The organism is Streptomyces sp. NPDC024698, assembly GCF_055559015.1.
In genome coordinates this window covers 28130-48935 of sequence record NZ_JBVHLK010000006.1, presented here as the reverse complement: position 1 = coordinate 48935, position 20806 = coordinate 28130, and the positions used below count along the sequence as shown (strand labels likewise).

18 protein-coding genes are annotated in these 20806 nt (G+C 71.6%); 9 read left to right on the top strand and 9 right to left on the bottom strand.

Features of this window, described 5'->3' with window-relative positions; genetic code table 11:
• Nucleotides 1–22: 22 nt before the first annotated feature.
• The 3 genes from ACZ4AA_RS15855 to ACZ4AA_RS15845 all read right to left on the bottom strand — a co-directional run bounded on the left by ACZ4AA_RS15855 (nt 23) and on the right by ACZ4AA_RS15845 (nt 3725).
• Complete coding sequence (locus ACZ4AA_RS15855; protein ID WP_467601472.1) at nt 23–2206, bottom strand: MMPL family transporter; 2184 nt, start codon at nt 2204–2206, stop codon at nt 23–25.
• A gap of 134 nt (nt 2207–2340) precedes the next feature.
• A complete protein-coding gene (locus tag ACZ4AA_RS15850) occupies nt 2341–3108 on the bottom strand; it encodes a hypothetical protein (protein WP_467601470.1) in 768 nt (255 codons plus the stop codon).
• Entirely contained in the window at nt 3105–3725 is a 621-nt protein-coding gene (locus ACZ4AA_RS15845) for a TetR/AcrR family transcriptional regulator (protein ID WP_467601468.1), read from the bottom strand. The genes ACZ4AA_RS15850 and ACZ4AA_RS15845 overlap by 4 nt, the downstream gene beginning before the upstream one ends.
• 240 nt (nt 3726–3965) lie before the next feature.
• Here ACZ4AA_RS15845 and ACZ4AA_RS15840 point away from each other — a divergent pair, with 240 nt between their 5' ends.
• From ACZ4AA_RS15840 to ACZ4AA_RS15805, 8 genes are all read left to right on the top strand, one after another.
• On the top strand, nt 3966–4901 hold the full coding sequence (locus tag ACZ4AA_RS15840) for an ABC transporter ATP-binding protein (RefSeq protein ID WP_467601466.1): 936 nt from the start codon (nt 3966–3968) through the stop codon (nt 4899–4901).
• Nucleotides 4898–5746 (top strand): ABC transporter permease, encoded by an 849-nt coding sequence (locus ACZ4AA_RS15835; RefSeq protein ID WP_467601464.1) that lies wholly within the window; start codon nt 4898–4900, stop codon nt 5744–5746. The genes ACZ4AA_RS15840 and ACZ4AA_RS15835 overlap by 4 nt, the downstream gene beginning before the upstream one ends.
• A gap of 201 nt (nt 5747–5947) precedes the next feature.
• On the top strand, nt 5948–7303 hold the full coding sequence (locus tag ACZ4AA_RS15830) for a sensor histidine kinase (RefSeq protein ID WP_467601462.1): 1356 nt from the start codon (nt 5948–5950) through the stop codon (nt 7301–7303).
• Entirely contained in the window at nt 7300–7977 is a 678-nt protein-coding gene (locus ACZ4AA_RS15825; RefSeq protein ID WP_467601460.1) for a response regulator, read from the top strand. Before ACZ4AA_RS15830 ends, ACZ4AA_RS15825 begins: the two co-directional genes overlap by 4 nt.
• Before the next feature lie 64 nt (nt 7978–8041).
• Nucleotides 8042–8479: an OsmC family protein gene (locus tag ACZ4AA_RS15820; protein WP_467601458.1), complete on the top strand. Its 438-nt coding sequence runs from the start codon at nt 8042–8044 to the stop codon at nt 8477–8479.
• Nucleotides 8480–8592: 113 nt separating this feature from the next.
• Entirely contained in the window at nt 8593–9069 is a 477-nt protein-coding gene (locus ACZ4AA_RS15815) for an ATP-binding protein (RefSeq protein WP_467601456.1), read from the top strand.
• 207 nt (nt 9070–9276) lie between these two features.
• Complete coding sequence (locus ACZ4AA_RS15810) at nt 9277–10230, top strand: Ppx/GppA phosphatase family protein (RefSeq protein WP_467601454.1); 954 nt, start codon at nt 9277–9279, stop codon at nt 10228–10230.
• A gap of 142 nt (nt 10231–10372) precedes the next feature.
• Nucleotides 10373–10732 carry a hypothetical protein gene (locus ACZ4AA_RS15805; RefSeq protein ID WP_467601452.1) on the top strand — a complete coding sequence of 120 codons (360 nt, stop codon included), beginning with the start codon at nt 10373–10375 and terminating at the stop codon, nt 10730–10732.
• Between the two features lie 115 nt (nt 10733–10847).
• Here the strand turns inward: ACZ4AA_RS15805 and ACZ4AA_RS15800 are convergent, their stop codons facing one another.
• The 4 genes from ACZ4AA_RS15800 to ACZ4AA_RS15785 all read right to left on the bottom strand — a co-directional run bounded on the left by ACZ4AA_RS15800 (nt 10848) and on the right by ACZ4AA_RS15785 (nt 18589).
• The gene (locus ACZ4AA_RS15800; protein ID WP_467601451.1) at nt 10848–13391 is read right to left on the bottom strand and encodes a discoidin domain-containing protein; all 2544 of its coding nucleotides are present in this window, start codon (nt 13389–13391) and stop codon (nt 10848–10850) included.
• Between the two features lie 341 nt (nt 13392–13732).
• Complete coding sequence (locus ACZ4AA_RS15795; protein WP_467601449.1) at nt 13733–16048, bottom strand: M4 family metallopeptidase; 2316 nt, start codon at nt 16046–16048, stop codon at nt 13733–13735.
• Nucleotides 16049–16556: 508 nt separating this feature from the next.
• Nucleotides 16557–18098 (bottom strand): MFS transporter, encoded by a 1542-nt coding sequence (locus tag ACZ4AA_RS15790; RefSeq protein WP_467601446.1) that lies wholly within the window; start codon nt 18096–18098, stop codon nt 16557–16559.
• A 317-nt stretch (nt 18099–18415) separates the two neighbouring features.
• Nucleotides 18416–18589, bottom strand: a complete 174-nt coding sequence (locus ACZ4AA_RS15785) for a CsbD family protein (protein ID WP_339133505.1) — start codon at nt 18587–18589, stop codon at nt 18416–18418.
• 179 nt (nt 18590–18768) lie between these two features.
• Between ACZ4AA_RS15785 and ACZ4AA_RS15780 the strand changes: the two genes are divergently transcribed.
• Nucleotides 18769–19353, top strand: a complete 585-nt coding sequence (locus ACZ4AA_RS15780) for a DUF5709 domain-containing protein (RefSeq protein ID WP_467601444.1) — start codon at nt 18769–18771, stop codon at nt 19351–19353.
• Nucleotides 19354–19444: 91 nt separating this feature from the next.
• Here the strand turns inward: ACZ4AA_RS15780 and ACZ4AA_RS15775 are convergent, their stop codons facing one another.
• Both ACZ4AA_RS15775 and ACZ4AA_RS15770 read right to left on the bottom strand, forming a co-directional pair.
• Nucleotides 19445–19615, bottom strand: coding sequence for a hypothetical protein (locus tag ACZ4AA_RS15775; protein WP_467601442.1), 171 nt, complete (start codon nt 19613–19615; stop codon nt 19445–19447).
• Between the two features lie 125 nt (nt 19616–19740).
• The gene (locus tag ACZ4AA_RS15770; protein ID WP_467601440.1) at nt 19741–20802 is read right to left on the bottom strand and encodes an SRPBCC family protein; all 1062 of its coding nucleotides are present in this window, start codon (nt 20800–20802) and stop codon (nt 19741–19743) included.
• Nucleotides 20803–20806: the final 4 nt, after the last annotated feature.

Below are 20806 nucleotides of genomic sequence, written 5' to 3'. Positions count from 1 at the left end.
GCGGGGTGCCCCCCCTCCGCCGTCAGACGGTCGTGTGTGGCAGACGGCTCTCCAACCATCGCGGCAGCCACCAGTTCGCCCTCCCCATCAGGAACATGAGCGACGGCACCAGGACCAGGCGTACGACGGTGGCGTCGAGGACGACGCTGACGGCCAGGCCGAGGGCGAGCATCTTGACCACGACGGCCGGTGAGCCGGTGAAGGACAGGAACACCGCCGTCATGATGAGCGCGGCACAGGTGATGACCCGGCCGGTGAGCGACAGCCCGGTGCCGACCGCCCGCTCGTTGTCACCCGTCGCGTGCCACTCCTCGGCGATGCGTGAGAGCAGGAAGATCTCGTAGTCCATCGACAGGCCGAAGACGATGGCGAACATCATCATGGGGACGTAGGACTCGATCGGCACGGGCTCACCGAGGCCGAGCAGGCTGTCGCCCCAGCCCCACTGGAAGACGGCGACGAGGACGCCGTACGAGGCGCCGGTCGTGAGCAGGTTCAGGACGACCGCCTTGAGGGGGATCACCAGACTGCGGAAGACGACCGTCAGCAGCAGGAACGCGCAGACGAGCACGATGGCGATGATGAGGGGCAGTCGCTCGGTGACGGTGTCGCGGAACTCGATCTGACCCGCGGTGCTGCCGGTCACGTACCCCCGCGTTCCGGTGCCTTCGAGCGCGTGGGGCACGGCGGAGTCGCCGAGCGTGGCGAACAGGGCCCCGGTGGCGGCCGATTGGGGGCCGGTGACGGGAACGACGGTGGTGACGAGGACCTTGCCGTCGGCGCTGGTCATCGGTGGCGTGACGTTCGCGACGCCGTCCGTCCTCGTCAGTCCGTCGGTGAGCCGGCTCGCGACCCGGTCGGCGGGCACGGTCGCGTGGGCGAGGTCGACGACCAGGGTGAAGGGGCCGTTGACGCCAGGCCCGAAGCCGGGACCATCGGCGTCGGCGATCCAGTCGTACGCGTCGCGGGTGGTGCTGCCCGCCGGGTCCGCGCCGTCGTCGATGTGCCCGAGGCGCATCGAGAACAGCGGTATCGCGCAGACGGCGACGAGGACGAATCCGGCCGTGAAGAACCGCCACGGGTACCGGGCGACCAGCCGTGCGTAGCGGTGCCATCCGTCGTGGTCGCCGGCGCTCTCGGCGACCGGCCTGCGCCGGACGCGCAGGACGTCGACGCGGCGGCCCACGAGCCCCATGGCCGCGGGCACCAGGGTGAGCGCCGCGGCGGCCGTGACGACCACCGCGATGGTGGCGGCGAGACCCAGCCGCCCGATCATGGTCAGTCCGCAGGCGTAGAGGCTGAGCAGGGCGACGGCCACCGTGACGGCGGCGACCAGAACGGCCTTGCCGCTGACGGCGGTCGTGCGGCCCACGGCCGCCAGGGGATCGTCCCCGTCGATCAGGTACTGCCGGAACCGCGTGATCAGGAAGAGCGCGTAGTCGATGCCCACCCCGAGTCCGATCATCGTGGCCAGGGTGGGCGCCGAGGTGGCGAAGGTCAGTGTGCCGGCCACGATGCCGACCACTCCGAGGCCCACGCCGACGCCGATCAGAGCGGTGAGCAGGGGCATGAGGGCGGCGGCGACGCTGCCGAAGGCGAGCAGCAGCACGATCAGCGCGGCGCCGACGCCGGTCGCCTCGGCGAGGGCGTCGTCGGCGGGGGCGCGCACGATGTCGTGCAGATCGCCTCCGTAGCCGACGCCGATTCCCGCGTCCCTGGCGGGAGTCGTCGCCTCGTCGAGCCGCTCGGTGTAGCCGTGGCCGAGGGACTTCAGCTTCCGGTCGAAGGACACCGCGGTGTACGCCGTCGCGCCGTCGGAGCTGGTCACCGGTGCGGCGACGGCGGTGACATGGGGCAGGTCCCTCAGCCGGCCGAGCGTCTCCTCCAGGGCGGCGGCGTGGTCGGACACCTTGCCCGAGTCGACGTGGAGGACGACCTTGCCGCCGGCCGCGCCCGCGGCCGGGTCGGATCGCTCCAGCAGGTCCGCGCCGACGGCCGTCCGGCTGCCGGGAAGGCTGACCTGGTCGCCGAAGGCCGCCCCAACCGCGTTCCGGCCCGCGAACGCGGCGGCCAGCACGAGCAGCCAGGCGGTGATCACCCACACGGGGTGCCGGGCGCAGAAGGCACCCGTGCGGTGCAGGGCGGACGGACGCGGCACGGCCGGAGGCGGCGGCACCAGGGAAACCGGGGCAGAGGGAAGGGACACCGCGCCTCCAGAAGAAGTGGCAGGACTGCCACAACTTAACCGGGAAGATGACAGTGCCGTCAATTGTCAGCGGTGCCATTTTTCCGGACCTCGTCTTCACCCCGCGCCTCCCCCGCCGGACGGCACGGCCGCTCTCAGCTGTCCGTCCGCCCCTTGCCCGACGCGCACGCGGACGACGCACCCGCCGTCCTCACCGTCCGCCCCTCACCGGCCGGGGCGACCTTGAAGTCCAGGACGAGACCGGCGCGTTCGGCGTGGGCGCCGACGAGGGTGGCGCCCCGCGGCGGCTTCTGGATGTCGATGGTGCGCGGCTTGAGCTTCGCGGCGAGGCCCCCCGCGCCCGGCAGCACGGAGAGCTCCGAGACCGGTACGACCCGGCCGAGGACCTGGACGCCGGTCGGTGTGATGGTGAGGCCGCGGGACGTGGTGGACAGCTCGGTGACCACGGTGAAGGGAAGCCCCGACCCGCCCGCCGCGCCCGTGAGGGTGAGCCGTTCGCCGTCCGTTCCCGTCTTCAGCCCGTCCGGGCCGGCACCTCCCCGCCCACCGGCGCTCCGGTCCAGCGCCTCGTAGGCGATGGTGGCGGTGGCGGTCCCGCCCGAGGTGGCGCCGCCGGTCGACACGTCCCGCAGATGGACGTCGACGTCCATGTCGGTGCCCTGGCGCCGCACGCCCTCGGCGTTGACGTGGACGGCGCCGACCGTGCCGGTGAGCGACTGGAGCCCGGCCAGGGTGTCGTCGAGATCGACCCGCACCCCCTTGGCCCCGCCCAGACGGCACACGGCGGTCTCCGCGACCTTGCTCCTCACCCGGGCTTCGACGACGAGGTCGGTGGTCACGGCGGCCGCGGCCACGGCGGTCAGACACAGGGCGGTGAGGACGACGCGACGGCGACGGTTCACGAGGAGGAGGCTCCGATCATGGTCAGGAAGGTGAAGGCCTGCGGGAGCAGCCGGTCGGGTTCCACGGGAACTCCGGCCGTACGGCGGTCGCGCAGGGTCCGCAGGACGGCGCGCGCGGCGCCCAGCGCGCAGTTGGCGATGACGGCCGCCTGAAGGTCGGCGTCCTCGGCCGTCGCCGGAAGGCGCTGCTGGACGAGCGCGGTCAGGCGGGCCTCGAACTGTTGGAACTGCCGGGACAGTCCCTCGCGTGCCTGTTCACGGATCTCGTCGAGCGGATGCGCGAGCGCGGTCAGACTGCTGGAGGCGAAGTAGGAGACCGCGTCGGTGATGGCGCCGCAGGCCGCTTCCAGCGGGGTGTCGTCGTCGGGCCGGGCCAGGAAGGCTTCCTCTATGCGCGCGAAGAGCTCGATCCCGTCGGGGAGGAGCAGGGCTTCCTTGCTGTCGAAGTAGCGGAAGAAGGTCCGTTCCGACACGTTCGCCTCGGCGGCGATGCCGGCCACCGTGGTCTCCGCGAATCCGTGCTCGGCGAACAGCCGTCCGGCGGCCTCGCGCAGTCCGCGCCGGGTCTCTTCCTTCTTGCGCTCACGCAGCCCTGGCTTCTCGGTTCTCTCTGGCATGGTGCCACCCTCACCACCGGCGCCGGTTCTGTCAATTGTCACCCCTGCCATTTTTGAGGGCGCACGGGAGGCGTCCCTGACCGGCCCTGTCATACGAGCGCCGTAGCGGGGTGATACCGCGGTACTACGTGCCCCGCCCCAACCGAGCTCTCGGGTACCACGGATCCGGGGCCGGCGTCTCCTAGCGTTGTGGGTGAGCAGTCAGGTGGGGGGCCTGCCCCCGAAAGCAAGGGAACTTCGATGATCGAGGCACAACAGCTGACGAAGCGGTACGGGGAGAAGACGGCGGTGGACCAGCTGGACTTCGTCGTGAAGCCCGGTACCGTCACCGGCTTCCTCGGCCCCAACGGCGCGGGCAAGTCGACCACCATGCGCATGATCGTCGGACTGGACGCGCCGTCCAGCGGCAACGTCACCGTCAACGGCAAGCACTACGCCCGGCACGCGGCCCCTCTCCAGGAGGTCGGCGCGCTGCTGGAGGCCAAGTCGATCCACCCGGGCCGTTCCGCCTTCGACCACCTCATGGCTCAGGCCTACACCCACGGCATTCCGCGCCGCCGGGTGGAGGAGGTCATCGAACTGACCGGCCTTCAGTCCGTGGCCAAGAAGCGCGCGGGCGCCTTCTCCCTCGGGATGGGCCAGCGCCTCGGCATCGCCGCGGCCCTCCTCGGCGACCCGGCCACGATCATGCTCGACGAGCCGGTCAACGGACTGGACCCCGAGGGCGTGCTCTGGATCCGCAACCTGCTGACCGGACTCGCCGCCGACGGCCGTACGGTCTTCGTCTCCTCGCACCTGATGAGCGAGATGGCGCTCGTCGCCGACCATCTGATCGTCGTCGGACGCGGGCGTCTGCTGGCGGACACCACTGTGCGGGAGCTCGTCCAGCAGGCCGGAGGCGACACCGTCACCGTGGCGTCCGACCAGGCCTCCCGGCTGCGTGACGCCCTGGCCGGTCCCGGAGTCGAGATCACCGGCACCGCCGGGTCCGAGGAGCTCCAGGTGACGGGTCTGTCCGCCCGGGCCATCGGTCTCAAGGCCGCCGAGCACGGCATCGCGCTGTTCGAGCTCAGCTCCCGGAGCGTCTCGCTCGAAGAGGCGTTCATGGAGCTGACCCGCGACGCCGTCGAGTACCACGCCAGCGCCACCGTCGAGGCCCCTGGGAGGGCGGCATGAGCACCGTCACCGTCACCGACAGCCCCGCGCCCGCACCCGTACGAGCGGCACGTCCGGAGTACAAGGTCACCGGACGCCGCGTGCTGCGCTCCGAGTGGGCGAAGCTGTGGTCCCTGCGTTCCACCTGGATCACCCTCGGCCTCGGACTGCTGTTCCTCGTCGCGTTCGGCGTGATCGCCGCCGCGCACTACAAGTCCGAGCTCAACTCCGGGCGCCCGCTGCACCGGGACGATGTCGCGGCCACCGCGCTCAGCCTCTCCGTGTTCGGCACGAACTTCGCGCAGCTGGCACTCGGCGTGCTGGGCGTGCTCATCACGGCGGGCGAGTACTCGACCGGCATGATCCGGTCCACCCTGGCCGCCGTGCCGCGCCGACTGCCGGTGCTGTGGTCCAAGGCCTCGGTGTTCGGACTGGTCGCGCTGGTCGTCGCCACCGTCGGCGTCTTCGTCGCCTTCACGATCGACAGCGGGATCGTCTCGGGCACGCCCGCGGCGCTGACCATGTCCCACGCCGGCGTGGTCCGCAGCCTGCTGGGCGCGGGCCTCTACCTCGGTCTGGTCGGCGTGATCGGCACCGCCCTCGGCGCTCTGCTCCGCTCGGTCGCCGGCGGTATCTCGGTCCTGGTCGCCTCGCTCATGCTGGTGCCCGGTCTGATCTCGCTGCTGCCCAGCTCGTGGCAGGACAACATCAGCCCGTACCTGCCGAGCAACGCGGGTGAGTCGATGTTCGCGCTGACCCACGACGCGACCTCGCTGTCGCCGACGGCCGGTCTCGTGGTCTTCCTCGGCTGGACCGTGCTCGCGACGGCGGGCGCCGCCTACCGGCTCGTCCGCACGGACGCGTAACCCACCGCACGCCGGACGCCCCGTCCGACGTACGCCACCGACACGGCACGGCACCCGACCACCCGGTCCGGTGCCGTGCTGTCCGGGCACCCGGCCGAGGACCCCGCGGTGACGCCCGTACGAGCCACCCCACAGGCGCGTACGAGGACGCGGCCGGACCCACAATGGACAGGTGAGACCCATGAGCGCGGACCGACTCCCATGAACACCGACGACACCGCCCCGCGCGAGCCGGCGGACGATCCGCCCTTCGCGGAGGCGGAGCTGCCGTGGAACCATCCCCTGGCCCGTGCGCTGTCCCGTCTCGGCCGCCGCCTCAAGCGCGGCGACCGCGGTCGGCCGTGGATCCTCGACTCGGTGGTGACGGCCGTCGTCGCCCTGCTGTTCTGCCTGCCCGACCTGGTGCACGACGGGGACGGCCGGCACCATCCGTTCGACACCCAGTTCACCCACCTGTCCGTGCCGGGCACGCTCGCGCTCCAGGCCGGTCTCGTGGTCCCGCTGCTGTGGCGGCGCAAGCGGCCCTTCCTGGCCTTCGGCGTGATCACCGCGGTGCTCATCCTCCAGCTGGCGCTGGGCGTCTGGCTGCGCGCCGACGTCGCCGTCCTGATCGCCCTGTACAGCCTGGTCCTGCACGGAGAACTGCGGCGGCTGCCGCTGGCCTGCGCGGTCACCGCCGGAGCGCTGGGCCTGGTCGCCGTGCGACTGCCGTCCGGCGTGCATGTGCTCGACGCGCTGTTCTTCCTCTTCTGCGCGATAACCGCGGCCGTCGCGCTCGGCCTCGCGGTCCGCATCCGGCGCGCCCAGCTCGCCGTCCTGCGGGACCGCGCGACCCGGCTGGAGGTCGAGCGCGACCAGCGCAGCAGACTCGCCGCCGCCGCCGAACGCACCCGGGTGGCCCGCGAGATGCACGACATCGTCGGCCACAACCTCTCCGTCATCATCACCCTCGCCGACGGCGGCGCGTACGCGAGCGACGTCGCGCCCGAACGCGGGAAGCAGGCCCTGCTGCTCATCGGTGACACCGGGCGCCAGGCCCTCGGCGAGCTGCGCCGCATGCTGGGCGTCCTGCGCGAGCGGCCCGCGGTTCCGAGCGCGCCCGAGCTCAGCCCCCAGCCGGGGATCGGGGACATCGACGCCCTGTGCGAGCGGATCCGGGCCGCCGGCCCGCGGGTCGTCCACCGCAGCAGCGGCGAACTGGGCGGCCTGGACCGGGGTGTCCAGCTGGCCGTGTACCGCATCGTCCAGGAGGCTCTGACCAACGCCCTCAAGCACGGGGGCCCCGAGACACGCGTCGAGCTCGCGGTGATCGTCGAGGAGGCGCTGCTGCACATCGACGTCCACGACACCGGCCCGGGCACCGGCGCCCGCCCCCGGCCGCACGACGACGAAGGGCACGGAATCCCCGGCATGAGAGAACGCGCGGCCCTCTACGACGGAACGGTCGTCGCCGGACCCGCCCCCGACGGCGGCTGGACGCTGCGGGCCACCCTGGACCTCACCCCTCCGCCCGGGACCGATCTCGCTCCCTCGGCCGTCTCGGGCGGTGCCTCGTGACCAGTGTGCTCATCGTCGACGACCAGCCGCTGCAACGCCTCGGCTTCCGCATGCTCCTGGAGAGCACCCCGGACACCGACGTCGTGGGCGAGGCCTCCCACGGCGGCGACGCCGTCCGCCGTGCCGCCGAACTCCGCCCGGACGTGATCCTCATGGACGTACGGATGCCCGGGATGGACGGCATCGAGGCCACCCGCCGGGTCGTCGCCTCCGGCGGACGTTCCCGCGTGCTGATCCTGACGACGTTCGACCTGGACGAGTACGCCTACGCGGCGCTGCGGGCCGGGGCCAGCGGATTCCTCCTCAAGGACGCCCATCCCGAGGAGCTGCTCGCCGGGATCCGGGCGGTCGCCGCGGGCGACGCGGTGATCGCGCCCGCCCTGACCCGGCGCCTCCTGGACGCCTACAGCAAACACCTCCCGCACGACCCGTCCGGCGCCAGGCCCCAGGACGATCCCCGCGTCCACGCCCTGACCGAGCGCGAGTACGAGATCTTCGTCGCGATCGGCGAGGGCTGGAGCAACAGCGAGATCGCCGAGCGTCTCGTCGTGGCGGAGTCGACGGTCAAGACGCATGTCGGGCGCGTCCTGGCGAAGGTCGGCGTCCGCGACCGCGTCCAGGCCGTCATCCTCGCCTACGACCTCGGTGTCGTCCGCCCGAACCCACCCGACTGACGCCGGGTCCCGGGCCCCCGCGGCCTCCGCGCGGTCACCGGGGCCCCGCATTAGGGTCGGCGGTATGACTGACGACAACCTGCGCCGCGTCACCGTCGAGCGGACCGGCACCGGCGCTTTCACCGCGACGAACGCACGCGGCGGGACGATCTCCTTCGGCACGGGCGGGAGCCGCGCGGAGGACGCGTTCACCCCGGTCGAACTGCTGCTCGCCGCCATCGGGGGGTGCACCGCGGCCGACGTCGACGTGGCGACCGCCCGCCATGTCGAGCCCACGCGGTTCACGCTGACCGTGACCGGCGACAAGATCACCGACGAGCGGGGCAACCGGATGACGGACCTCGCCGTCACCTTCTCCGTGGCGTTCCCGGACGGTGAACCCGGCGACCGGGCCCGGGCCATCCTCCCCCGCGCCGTCAAGACCTCCCACGACCGGCTGTGCACGGTCAGCCGCACGATCGAGGCGGGCACCCCGGTCACCGTGAGGGTCGCCGACGAGTGACCTCGCCAGGCCCCCGGCGTCGTATCGCTGAACGAATGCGCGGGCGGACGGAGTGAAGTCCCGTTTCCGGGGCAGACGGCCACCGTCGAAGAGGCGAACGCGGGACGGATCGTATGGGCCATCGGGTGAGCGAAGCGGGACAGAAGGAACAGCGGGGTGCACTGATCGAGGCCTCAGTCGCGTACGACGGTGACTCCGCGTGCATCGCCGAGGCGCGGGCGTTCACCCGCGACTTCCTGACGCGGGTGCAGGCGGTGGCCGGGCTGCCCGTCTCCGGGCGGGTGATGGGCATGGTCCCGCTGGTCGTCAGCGAACTGGTGACCAACGCGGTCAAGTACGCGGGCGGTCCCTGCCTGTTGACGCTGGAGGTCACCCAGGGGGCCGTCCGGGCGACCGTGTGGGACTCCGACCCGACCCTTCCGGTGGCGCGCGCCGCCGAGGCGGGACGCGTCGGGCAGCACGGCCTGGAGATCGTCATGGCCGTGTGCCACGCCTTCGAGGTGTACCGCGAACCCGTCGGCAAGCGGATCACCGCCGTGGTCCCGCTGGCCGACGCGCCGGACAGTGACATGAGCCACTCCGTCATCTGACACCGGCCCTCCACCCGCGCGCCGGCCGCCGTCCGGCAGGACGCCAACTCGCCCTCGGTGGACGCCCGGTGTCGCCGTGCCGCCCCGACGGACCCCCGACATGCCCTTGACGGGCGTTTGACGAGCCGAAACGAAATCGTGTCGCGTCATGGCGGCCGCCTTGCGGGACAATGGTGAGTTCGCGGATCCCCTTCGGCAGGAAAACGGGTGGTTAACACAGTGCGTCAGGCAGGTGTACTAGACGTCGGGTGTCACAGCGCTCTGCTCACCGTGGCGCGGCGCCGCGCCGGGGTCGCCATGGAGGAGGTGCTGTCCCGAAAGGTACGGCTCCAGTTGCACGAGACGCTGGACTCCACGGGACGGCTGGACAAATCGGGCGTACGCAGTGTGCAGCGGGCCGTGGCCGAGACGCTCGCCGAGAACCGCGGGGCCTTGCCCGAGGTGTACGCGTTCGCGACCTCGGTGATCCGCGACGCGCCCAACCGCGACGAGGTCCTCGCCCAGGTGGCGAGCGCCACCGGCACCCGGCTGCGGGTGATGTCCGGCGAGGAGGAGGCCCGGCTGGCCTATGTGGCCGCACGTCACTGGGCGGGCGAGCGGCCCGGCTCGCTGCTGGTGCTCGACATCGGCGGCGGCACCGTGGAGGTCGCCTCGGGGACCTCCAGACGGCCCCGCACGGCCCATTCCCTGCCGCTGGGCGCCCGGACGGTCACCCGCGCCTGGCAACTCGACGAGGCCGTGTCCTCCAAGCGGCGGCTCGCCGAGGTGCGCGACCATCTGTCCGGCCGTCTCGCCGAGGTGGCGGACCTGCCGCGCGCCGATCCGGACGGGCGGGTGCTCGCCTGCTCCAAGACCTTCACCCAGCTCGCCCGTTACACCACCGCGGGCCGCGACCGTTCCGGGGCACCGCAGCGGCTGACCCTCGACGAGGTACGGGCCGCGGTGGGCGTGCTCGCCAAGAACGGGTCCGCGGGCCGCGGCCGGCTGCCCGGCATCTCACGTCACCGGGCCGGACAGTCCCTGGCCGGGGCGCTGGTGGCGGAAGCCCTGATGGAGGCGTGCCGGGCGACGAGCGTGGAGATCTCCCCCTGGTCGACCAGGGAGGGCCTGCTCCTGGAGCGCCTCGGGGCCCTGCGCACCAAGGGACCCCTGCCCCGCTGACCCGGCCCGGCCGGCGTTTCGGCGGGAACAAACCCGTACGTCCTGACGCTGACGTGAGCAGTCCGGCGGGTGCCGGAGAGCGGCGTTCCACCCGGTGCGGTGGACCCACCGGCGGTTGTGCTCGTGGAAAGGCGTGAGAGCGATGACGGCGTCCGGACAGCGGCGGCTACGAGCGGCGGGGGCGGGCGAGTTGCCCCTGGTGACCTCCTGCGGCCGCACGATCTACGTGAAGGAACTGCGGCTGCCCACGCCGGGCCGGACGATCGGCCGCGTGACGCTGGACGTGGGTCCTGACCAGGGCGACGAACACGGGGTCTGGGCCTCGCTGACTCCCGCCGAGGCACGGGAGCTCGCCCACCGTCTCCTGGCCCACGCCGCGGGGGTGGAACCGGCCGGGCCGCCCGACCTGGAGACGCCCCGCGGTCATGACCTGCCGCTCGATGCGACCGCTGACGCGGCGCGCACCGCGACGGGCTCCCGCTCGGGGCACCCCTCGCGCTGAGCGCACGACGGCCGCCCGCGTCCGGCGCCGCCCACGCGGCGGTGCCGGCGCTCCCCAGGACCTTCCTGGAGGGAGCGCCAGCACCCGTGTACCGGTCAGTCGGCACCGTTCGGGATCACGGGAACTGGGTGACCTTGGACGGGACGGTGTCCGTCCCCGAGGTGGGCGCGCCGGTGCTGTTGACGACGTGGGCGTACTGTCCCTTGCCGCCCAGGGAGATCACCAGGATGTCGTGCAGCTTGACCCCCGTCTTCACCGGGACCTGGAAGCCGTGCGCCTGGACGATCGAGGGGTCCGTGGTGAAGTTGCAGTAACTTCCCAGGCCCCAGGCCTCGTGCGTGGAGACGGAGTCGGCGACCTTGTAGGCCGCGTATCCGACGATGCCGTCGTGGGTGACGGCGGCGGCGTTGGGCACGTCGTACGCCTTCTCGTTCTGGAAGAAGATCGTGCGGCCCCCCTCGCCGTTCCACAGCACGTCGTACTTGTTGAAGTGCTCGACGAACAGGCCGGTCGCCAGGACGTCGTCGCCGTTGACCACGAGTCCGTAGTCGGCGCGGTTGGTGTCCCAGCCGACTCCGTCCCCGTGGTCGGCGCGCCAGAGCCAGGTGTGGTCGATCACGACGTCGTCGCTGTTGACCACGACCGAGTCGGTGGCGAGGCCGGGGCCCGCACCGCCGATCCGCACGAACACGTCCTGCATGGTGGTGGGGTTGGCGGAGTGGTCGGTCGAGGAACCCGCCGGGCCGATCTGGAGCAGGGTGTCGGAGTTGGAGCGGCCCGCGTCGATCAGGAACCCGGCGAGCCTGACCCCGTCGACGTCGGCGACGTGCATCGCGTCGACGCCGTTGTCCGGGACGATCGTCGCGAGGCCGAGGCCCAGGACGACGGTGTTGGCCCGGGTCACGTTGATCGTCTGGTCGAGGTGGTAGACGCCCGGGGTGAACAGCAGGTTGAGGCCCTGGGCGAGGGCCGCGTTGATGGTCGCCGCGGTCGCGCCGGCCTTGACGACGTAGAACTGGTCGAGCGGGAGGGACGTACCGGCCGTGTTGGGCCAGGAGACGCCACGGGCGTTGGTGCGCTTGGAGGGCACGAACACCTTGTAGGTGCTGCCGTCCAGATACAGGTAGGGCTTCTCGCGGGAGACCGGGGTGCTGTCCAGGGTGGTGTACGGGCCGGAGTCGAAGTTCGTCGCCGGTGCCCCCTGGACGCCCGAGAAGGTCATGTTCCAGACGCCGTTGGTCCAGCCTCCGACCGAGCTGTCACGGGTGTACCACTGCTGCTGGGAGTACGGGCCGACCGTACCGTCGATCTTGGAGTCGGCGATGTAGCCGCCGGAGGCCCACCCGTAGCCGTTCGGGGCCAGGTTGAGGCCGCCCTGGACGTGGATGCGCCGGAAGGGAGCGGCCTGGGCAACCGCCCAGCGGTCGGTGCCGTTGGAGGGGGTGATCGAGAGGTTCTCCGCCGAACGCCAGAAGTTCTGGGTGGCGTTGCCGTTGAACCAGCCCGCGTCCACGGTGATGTCGCCGTTGATGTGGACGTCGTCGGGGTTCAGGCCGAGGCCCGAGATCGAGGTGTAGAAGCCGACCTGGGCGTTGATGCCGTTGTAGGTGCCGGGCTTCATCAGGAACTGGTAGCGGCCGGAGCCGAACTGGTTCGACTCCTGCTGGGCGAAGACCTGGTCGAACTTGCCCTGGAGATCGGGGGTCGAGGGGTCCACGACGATGACGTTGGGCCCGAGGTCCCCGCCACCCTGCACGGGCGGAATGCTGCTGCCCGTACCGGTGTGGACGGCGACCTCCCACAGGGAGTACCCGTAGGCGGTGCCCCGGGTCGTTCCGTAGATCCGTACGTAACGGCCCTTGCCGGAGACGTCGTAGGAGGCGGTGCCCCCGGTGCCGTCCGTGACGGACTTCAGGACGGTCCAGTTCTGGCCGTCCGTGGAGGACTGGATCTGGAAGGCCTTGCCGTACGCCGCCTCCCAGTTGAGGTCGACCCGGCACAGATCGCTGGAGGCTCCCAGGTCGACCTGGACCCACTGCGGGTCGGAGAAGGCGCTGGACCAGCGCGTTGCGGTGTTGCCGTCGAACGCGGCCGAGGCGGGGCTCGCCGCGTTCTCGGTGGTAGAGGCGGTGGCCGTCTTTCCCTGCGCCGCGTTCGCGGTGCCGCAGGTCGTCGGCGTCGTGGTGGAACCGGTGCCGAACACCTGGAACTCCCAGAGGGAGTATCCGTATTGAGTGGCGCGGTGGACGCCGTACATGCGCACGTAGCGGCCCTGGCCGGAGACGTCGAGGCTGTCGGTGCCCCCGTCGCCGCCGGTCACCGTCTTGATGTCGGTCCAGGTGCTGCCGTCCGGTGACGTCTGGATGCGGTAGTCGCTGCCGTAAGCGGTCTCCCAGTTGAGGACGACCTTGGTGATCGTCGCCGAGGCGCCGAGGTCGACCTGGAGCCACTGGGAATCCGTAGCGGCCGAGGACCACCGGGTGGCGGTGTCGCCGTCGACGGCGTAGGCGGCGGGGGTGCCGCCGTTCTCGTCCGAGGAGGACGTGGCCGTCTTGCCCTGGGACAGCGGGAGTTCGGCCGCTGCGGCCGGTCTCTGCAAGGGCAGGGTGACGAGCGCGGCCATAGCGGCCAGCGCGACACCCAGGGTTCTGAGTTTCATGCCGTGACTCCATGCGGGTGGGGTGACGAGTGGAGCGGACACACTTGTTGAGCAGCTGTGGACACAGCTGCTTGCACAGGGATGACGGTGAACTGGCAGCGCGGCTCGCTTAGTTCACGATTTGATTTAAGTAATGAACCATCGAGGTGACAAGTCCCTCGACACGGATTTCTTCAACTTGTGTTCGCCGAACCCGCGTTGACCGGCCGCCGCAGGGGGTGTGGCCTGGATCGGGACGCCTCGGACGGGCCGGGGACCGCTGGAATCCGTCAAGGCTTGAAGACGCGAAGAGCCCGCCCGGACCTGAAGAGCGGTCCGGACGGGCTCCGAGGAGTTCTGGGTCAGGGGGTGATGCGCCACTCCTGGATGTACCCGACGTCGATCGACGCGAGGTCGCGCACGCGCAGCTTCCAGGTGCCCTCGACCGGCTGCGCGGAGGCGTCCACCGTGAACGTCTGGTCCACGTCGTCCGCCCCGCCGCCGCTGCGGTTCAGCAGCGAGTACACGGTTCCGTCGGGGCCGACCAGATCGACCGTCAGATCACCGCGGTAGGTGTGGACGATGTGGACGTAGACCTCGGTGGCCGCCGAGGCGTTGCCCGGCCGGCCGGTGATGGTGATGGGCGACTCGACCGCTGGACCCAGGTCGGGGATGTCCACGCGGGTCGCGTTGGCGTAGACGTACGCGATGCGCCAGCGGAAGGGCACGGACACGGTCGCGCCGGTGCTGTCGGTCACCGTGACCGTCGTGTCGCTGGTCCCGGGGGTGACCGGGATCCCGGAGATCAGTCCGGTGTCGCCGATGGCCAGGCCCTCGGGCAGTCCCGTGGCCGAGTAGGTCAGGCTCGCCCCGGTGTTGGTGGTGTACGCGTCCACCTGGAGGGAGACCTCCTGGCCGACTCCCGAGGTCTGGTCGGCGACCGGGGCGGCGTTGACCCCCAGCGCGATGCGGTCGCCGACGGCGATGCCCGCCCAGGCGTCGGCGACGGCGAGATAAGTGGGGCTGTACGTCCCGAAGAGATCGCCCGCGGCCCGCAGGGTGGCGGTCCTGGCACCGTGGTAGTCGGTCGTCGAGGTCATGTACGTGGTCAGCGCGCGGTACCAGATCCGGGCGGCGTTCTCGATGCCGATCCCGGTCACCGGCAGACCGTCGTGGGTGGGGCTGTCGTACGACACCCCGTTGACGGTCTTCGCGCCGCTCCCCTCGGACAGCAGGTAGAAGAAGTGGTTGGCGGGACCCGAGGAGTAGTGGACGTCGATGCCGCCCAGCGAGGAGTCCCAGTAGTCGCGGGAGGAACCGTCCCTGGACGGCTTGTCCATGTAGCGCAGGGGTGTCCCGTTGCCGCGGATGTCGATCTTCTCGCCGACCAGGTAGTCGGGAACGTCGGCCGCGAGGTTCTCGTGGAACTCCACCGCCGCGGCGAAGATGTCCGACGTCGCCTCGTTGAGCCCTCCCGACTCCCCCGAGTACGTCAGGTTCGCGGTGGCGCTGGTGACGCCGTGGCTCATCTCGTGGGCCGCCACGTCCAGCGCCGTCAGCGGCTTGGCGTTGTTCGCCCCGTCGCCGTAGGTCATGCAGAAGCAGCTGTCGGACCAGAAGGCGTTGACGTAGTTGTTGCCGTAGTGGGCCCTGCTGTAGGCGGCGACTCCGTCGTTGCGGATCCCGTTGCGGCCGAAGACGTCCTTGTAGTAGTCCCAGGTCGCCGCCGCCCCGTAGGCGACGTCGACGCCCGCGGTCTGCCGGTCGCTCTGGGTGCCGTTGCCCCAGACATCGTTGTCGTCCGTGTAGAGGGTCCCGGTGCCCGAGGTTCCCTGGCCCAGGTCGTAGGTGCGGTGACCCGCGCGGTCGCCGTCGACCAGCTGGTACGAGGCTCCGGACGGCGTGGTGGAGAGCGGCACCGTGCCCACGTACTGGCCCGTGCCCGTGCCCGTGTCGACGCCCTCGTAGCGGGAGGCGACCTTGCCGGAGGACGCGTCGGTCACGACGTGCAGCTCGGCCGGTGTGCCGTCGCGCTGGACGCCGTCGACCACCGTCTCCCAGGCCAGGACCGGGCGGGTGCCCTCGGCCCAGACGACCCGCCGGGGCGCCTCACCGATCCCGGGCCTCGCCACGGCCGCCTCCCGTGCCACCGCGAGGGCCCGGGCCGCGGCACCGGCGGCGGAGATCCTCGGGGTGACGGTGGCGGGCGTGACCGTGGCCCGGGTCGCCTCGGACACCGTGCTCCGGCCGTCCTTCAGGTGGACGACCAGATCGCCGCCGAGCACCGGCAGCCCCGCGTAGGTGCGCTCGTAGCGCGTATGGGTCGTACCGTCCCGGTCCTGGGCGACGTCCTTGACGACGAGTCGCTCCCGGGCGCCGAGGCCGAGCAGCCTCGCCGTGGCGCCCGCCGCCGCTCCCGCGCTCCTGACCAGTTCGGCGTGCCGGGCGGGCGACAGCGGGGCCGCGAGGGCACGCGCACGGGGCTCGGCGGCGATCCGGGCGGGAACCGGGTTCCCCGCGGCGGTGATCTCGATGACCGCCCTGCCGGGGGCGAGGTCCGCCGAGGCCGCGGACGCGGAGCCGGGCCGGACGGCCAGGGCCAGTAAGGAGCTCGCGGCGGTGAGCGCGAGGACGGTGGCGCGTCTGCGCCTGCGGACGGAGGAGTGGTGCCGGTTCAATGCCGTCTCCTTCTGCGGGGGGCTTGCCCGGGTGGAGCCCCGGGCGTCCGGGACCGGCGGGGTACGGCCGGTCCGAGGTGGTCGGAGGGCTGGGCGGCAGGCGGAAGCAGCACGCGGTGCCGCTCGGCGGCGCTCGGGTACGCGGGAGCGCGGGGCGCGTGGATCACGAGGACGCGGGTGCGCCGACGGGAGGGGGTGCGAAGGGGCCGAGGGCCGGAGGGTGGGGGGCCGGGAGGGGGGATGCCGAGCGTACGGAGGGGGTCGGCGAAGCGGGGTGGCCTTGTGGAGGGGGTGTGAAGCAGGTGTGAGTGTTCGAGAGCAGCCTGGCATCCTGCCGACGGACTTGTCATGAAGGCGACAAGACATCGGCTTGAACTGACCATGGTCTGCTGCGGGTTCACCACTCCCGCGCGATCTTTTCGGCCGCTGTGCGTCAGCTGTGAGCGCGGCCGGTGCCCTCGTGCGCGCACGGCACTGTCAGGTCCCCTGCACGGCGCGGGTCAGCGGCTCAGGGCCGGCCGGCGCGGGTGTGGTCGCGGGACGGCTCGCGCGGATTCCGCGGCGGCCGGGACTCACGGTCGCGCAGCCAGTCGTACACCGCGAGGGCGAGGGCGCAGAGGACGGCCACGAGCCCGGAGCCGACGGCGACGGTCACGGCCGGGCCGAAGGCGTGCCCGCCGGTGCCGAGCACCAGGTAGAACAGCCCGGGCAGCGCCGCCGTACCGATGGCGCCGCCCAGCCGCTGAGCCGTCTGCAAGGCGCCGCCGGCCGCGCCCGCCATCCGTACCGGCACGTCCCTGAGCGTCATCGTGACGTTCGGGGAGATCACGCAGCCGCTGCCCAGCCCGCCGGCGAACAGGGCCGGAGCCGCGTACCACAGGGCCTGCTCCCCGGGCGCGAGGCGCAGGATCAGCACGGCACCGCCGAGACCGAGCGCGACGGCGGTGAGACCGCACACGGTCAGCAGCCGGCCCAGCCGCTCGACGAGCCGACCCGCCACCACGGCGGCCGCGGCCGAACCGATGGCGAACGGTGTCACCGCGAGCCCCGAGCGCAGCGGCGAGTAGCCCAGGCCGTTCTGGAAGTACAGGGCGAACACCAGCCACACGCCGCTGAACCCCACGAAGTACAGGGCGGCGATGGCCGCTCCGGCGGAGTAGCCCCGCGTGCTCGTCACCAGGCGCGGATCGAGGAGCGGCTGTCCGCCGGTCGCTGTCAGGCGCCGCTCCCACCGGGCGAACCCGACGAGAAGGCCAAGACCCGCCGGGAAGAGCCACCACAGCCTGCGTACACCGCCGGACTCGGCGAGGATCAGCGGAAGCATCAGCGCGAGGACCCCCGAGCCGAGCAGCAGGACACCGCGCAGATCGAGCCGCTCACGGCGACGCGGGGCGACCCTCGGCAGCAGGCGCAGGCCCAGCAGGAAGGCGACGGCTCCGACCGGCACGTTCACGTAGAAGATCCATCGCCAGCCCTGGGGACCGTCCGCGAGCATCAGGATCAGGCCGCCGATGACCGGGCCCACCGCGCTGGAGACGCCGACGACCGCACCGAAGAGCCCGAACGCCCGCCCGCGCTCGGCTCCCCGGAACATCTGCTGGATGAGGGCGGAGTTCTGCGGCGCGAGACAGCCCGCGGCCGTGCCCTGGGCGAGCCGGGCCACGACGAGGAGCGTGATGGTGGGCGCGGCGCCCGCGGCCGCGCTGCACAGGACGAAGGCGGCGAGGGCCAGCAGGAAGATCCGGCGCCGGCCGATCGCGTCCCCCAGCCGTCCCGCGGTCACGAGAACCAGGGCGAAGGTGAGGGCGTAGCCGGAGACGACCCATTGGATCGACGGGGCGGAGGCGTGCAGGGCCCGCTGCATGGAGGGCAGGGCGACGGCGACGATGGTGACGTCGAGCAGGCTCATGAACCCGGCCGTCAGGGTGACCCACAGGGCGCGCCACCGCCGCGGATCGGCCCCCTCGGCCGGTCCCGGCTCGCGGTCCTGCCGACCGTCCGCCCGCACGTCCGGTTCCACGCCGGGACTCCTCTCCGCCGCCCCCACCATCTTCGGCCCGTGGGGGTCCGCGGCAACACGAGATCCCGGGCGGCCGGTACGAGCGGCGGAGCACCCTTCGGCACGGGTTCCGGAGCAGCCGTCCGGCACGGGCTCCCGCGTCCGCCGTACGGACTCCCCGGCCGCCGTACAGATCCCGGGGGTGGCCGGGCGGACGGGCCCCACGGTCGTGGTCGGCGCACGACCGTGGGGCCCGTTCACCGGAACGGGCCCCACGTGGTTGGGCTCGGCGGCCGCGCCGACTCCCTGGACCTGAGCTGTCCGCCCTCTCGGCCGTCAGCTCCTCGGCCTCTCAGGCGTGCGGGCGTTCAGCCTTTGAAGACGTCCTTCATCTTCTCCTTGGCCTGCCGTGTGTCGCCCTTGGCCTTCTCGGCCCGGCCCTCGGCGGTCATCCGCTCGTTGCCCACGGCGCGCCCGGCCGCTTCCTTGGTCTTGCCCTTGGCCTGTTCCATCTTGGCCTTGGCCTTCTGCTCGCCACTCACGATGTCTCACTCCCCATCACGATCGGCTTCGAGTGTCGAGGAGTCGAGTGACCCCTGGGACGGGCTTCAAACGTGGGGACCGAGAACCCCCACGCCCCGATTTCGGTGACCCTCCGTGGTCGCGTGAGGTTCCGGCATGCCGGAACCGGTGCGCTGGGCGAGCCTGGAGACATGGGCCGATGACCCTTCGATCCCCCCGGAGGGTCGCGCCCGTCCTGGGCAGCCAGAGCGAGGACGACGTCATGGGTGATGAGGTCTACCAGCCGGGAGGTCCCGACATCCGCGAGGACGAAGGCATCCTCGATCCTGAGGACACCCTGGAGTACCGGGGCTCGGACCCCTTCGACGACGGGTGGTCGCCGCCCGAGCGCCCCCTGGCGGTGGACCATCGGGGCACCACGGCGCGTGAGCAGCGCGAGGGGGAGAGCCTGGACGAGAAGCTGGCCGAGGAGCGGACGGATCCGGCGCTGGAGGAGCGCGACGAGGACGACGGCTCGGCCGGCCCGGCGGGGGACAGGGACGATCTCCCGGACGACGAGGTGGGCGCGGACCCCGAGGAACGGTTCCTGGCCCTCGACGTGGGCGCCCATGAGGACGCCGAGCACGACATGATCGCCGAGGACGGCGACGCGGACCCCGGGGATGAGGAGGGCGCCCACCTCATCCCGGACGAGGACATGCCCGAGCGCGTGGTGGACGAGGGTCCTCGCCCTCCGGAGGGCGAGGTCCGCCGGCTGCGCTCCGAGACGGACGCCTCGATCTGAGGGCCGCGCCCGGTGCCACCCGTAACTCTCTTCGTACGGGATTGAGTTGACGCCTGGTCAGTCCTCGCCCCGGACGATGTTCCAGTCCTGGTCAGTCCTCGCCCCGGACGATGTTCCAGTCGGGGGCGGTCCGGTCCTGGCGGGCCGTTTCACCGATCGTCGCGGGAACGCAGGTCCGCGGGCCCGACTGCCTCCGAACGCGCTTCTTCACCCATCCCGTCTCCGGTCGCGTGGTGCTCCTGGTGCCGATGTCCGCGGTCATGACTCCTTCAGGTCCCTTCGGTCGTCCGGCCCTCTCGGGTCCGGTCCCAGCCGCCGATTCCAGGCTGCCAGGACCGGGTCCCCCGCTGCGCCGGGGAGAAACGGGCCGCGCGCCGTGCCGCTGTCTCACTCCTCCTCGTCGTAGTCCTCGTCCTCTTCCTCCTCGTCGTATTCCTGAGCCGGTTCGTCGTCCTCCTCGGGGAGCTCTTCGGGGTTCTCCTCGTCCTCCTGCTCCGGGTTCTCCTCGTCCTCCTCCGGGAATTCCTCGTCCTCGTACTCTTCCTCGCCTTCCTCGGCCCCCTCCTCGCCTTCCTCGGCCCCCTCCTCCTCGGCGGCAGCCGCTTCCTCCTCCTCCATGGCCTCTTCGTGGGTGCGGACCACCTCACCGCCGCGGATCTCGCCGCGCCAGCCCTCGGCCTCCTCGTCGGTGAGCGTGACGTACCGCTGGAAGTTCTTGAAGTCCAGCCGCAGACGGCGGCCTTGGGCGCGCCAGATGTTGCCGGTCTTCTCGAAGAAGCCTGAGGGGTAGTACTCGACGACGAGCACGATGCGGGTCAGGTCCGGGGTCAGCTCGTGGAAGCTGACACAGCCGCGTGTACTGCCCTTGGCGCCTTCCGAGGTCCACTCGATCCGCTCGTCGGGCACCTGTTCCCTGACGGTCGCCTTCCAGCCGCGGGTGGACGGGCCGACCTTCACCTTCCAGTCGCTGCCGCCCTCGCCGTCCTGCGAGGCGCTGCGCACACCCTTGGTGAAACTGCTGAACTTCTCGAACTGGGTCCAGTGGTCGTAGGCCTTGCGGAGCGGCACGCCGACGTCCAGCACCTCGATGATGTTCATGGTCTTGGTGCTGCCGGACTTGGCCTTGCCCCCTCCCCCTCCCTTGCCGCCGCCGAAAGTGTCCTTCACCTTGCCGAAGATGCTGTCCTTGGCGCTCTTGGCCTTCTCCCCCACGATCGCCTTCAGCGGGGAGTCCCCCTGGAGAATGCGCGAACCGGCCTTCAGGAGGGGTCCGCCGTTGTCGGCGACGTCGAAGAGGTGGTCGGTGACATCCGCGACCTTGTCCCCGGCCTTGTCCACCAGCTGTCCCAGCTGGGCGCCGAGGAAGTCGGTGAACTCGTCGCGCAAGGCGTCGAGGCCCGAGGCCTCCGTCTGCTCCGTCTTGTCCTTGTCGCGTTCCTTGGTGGCCATGGCT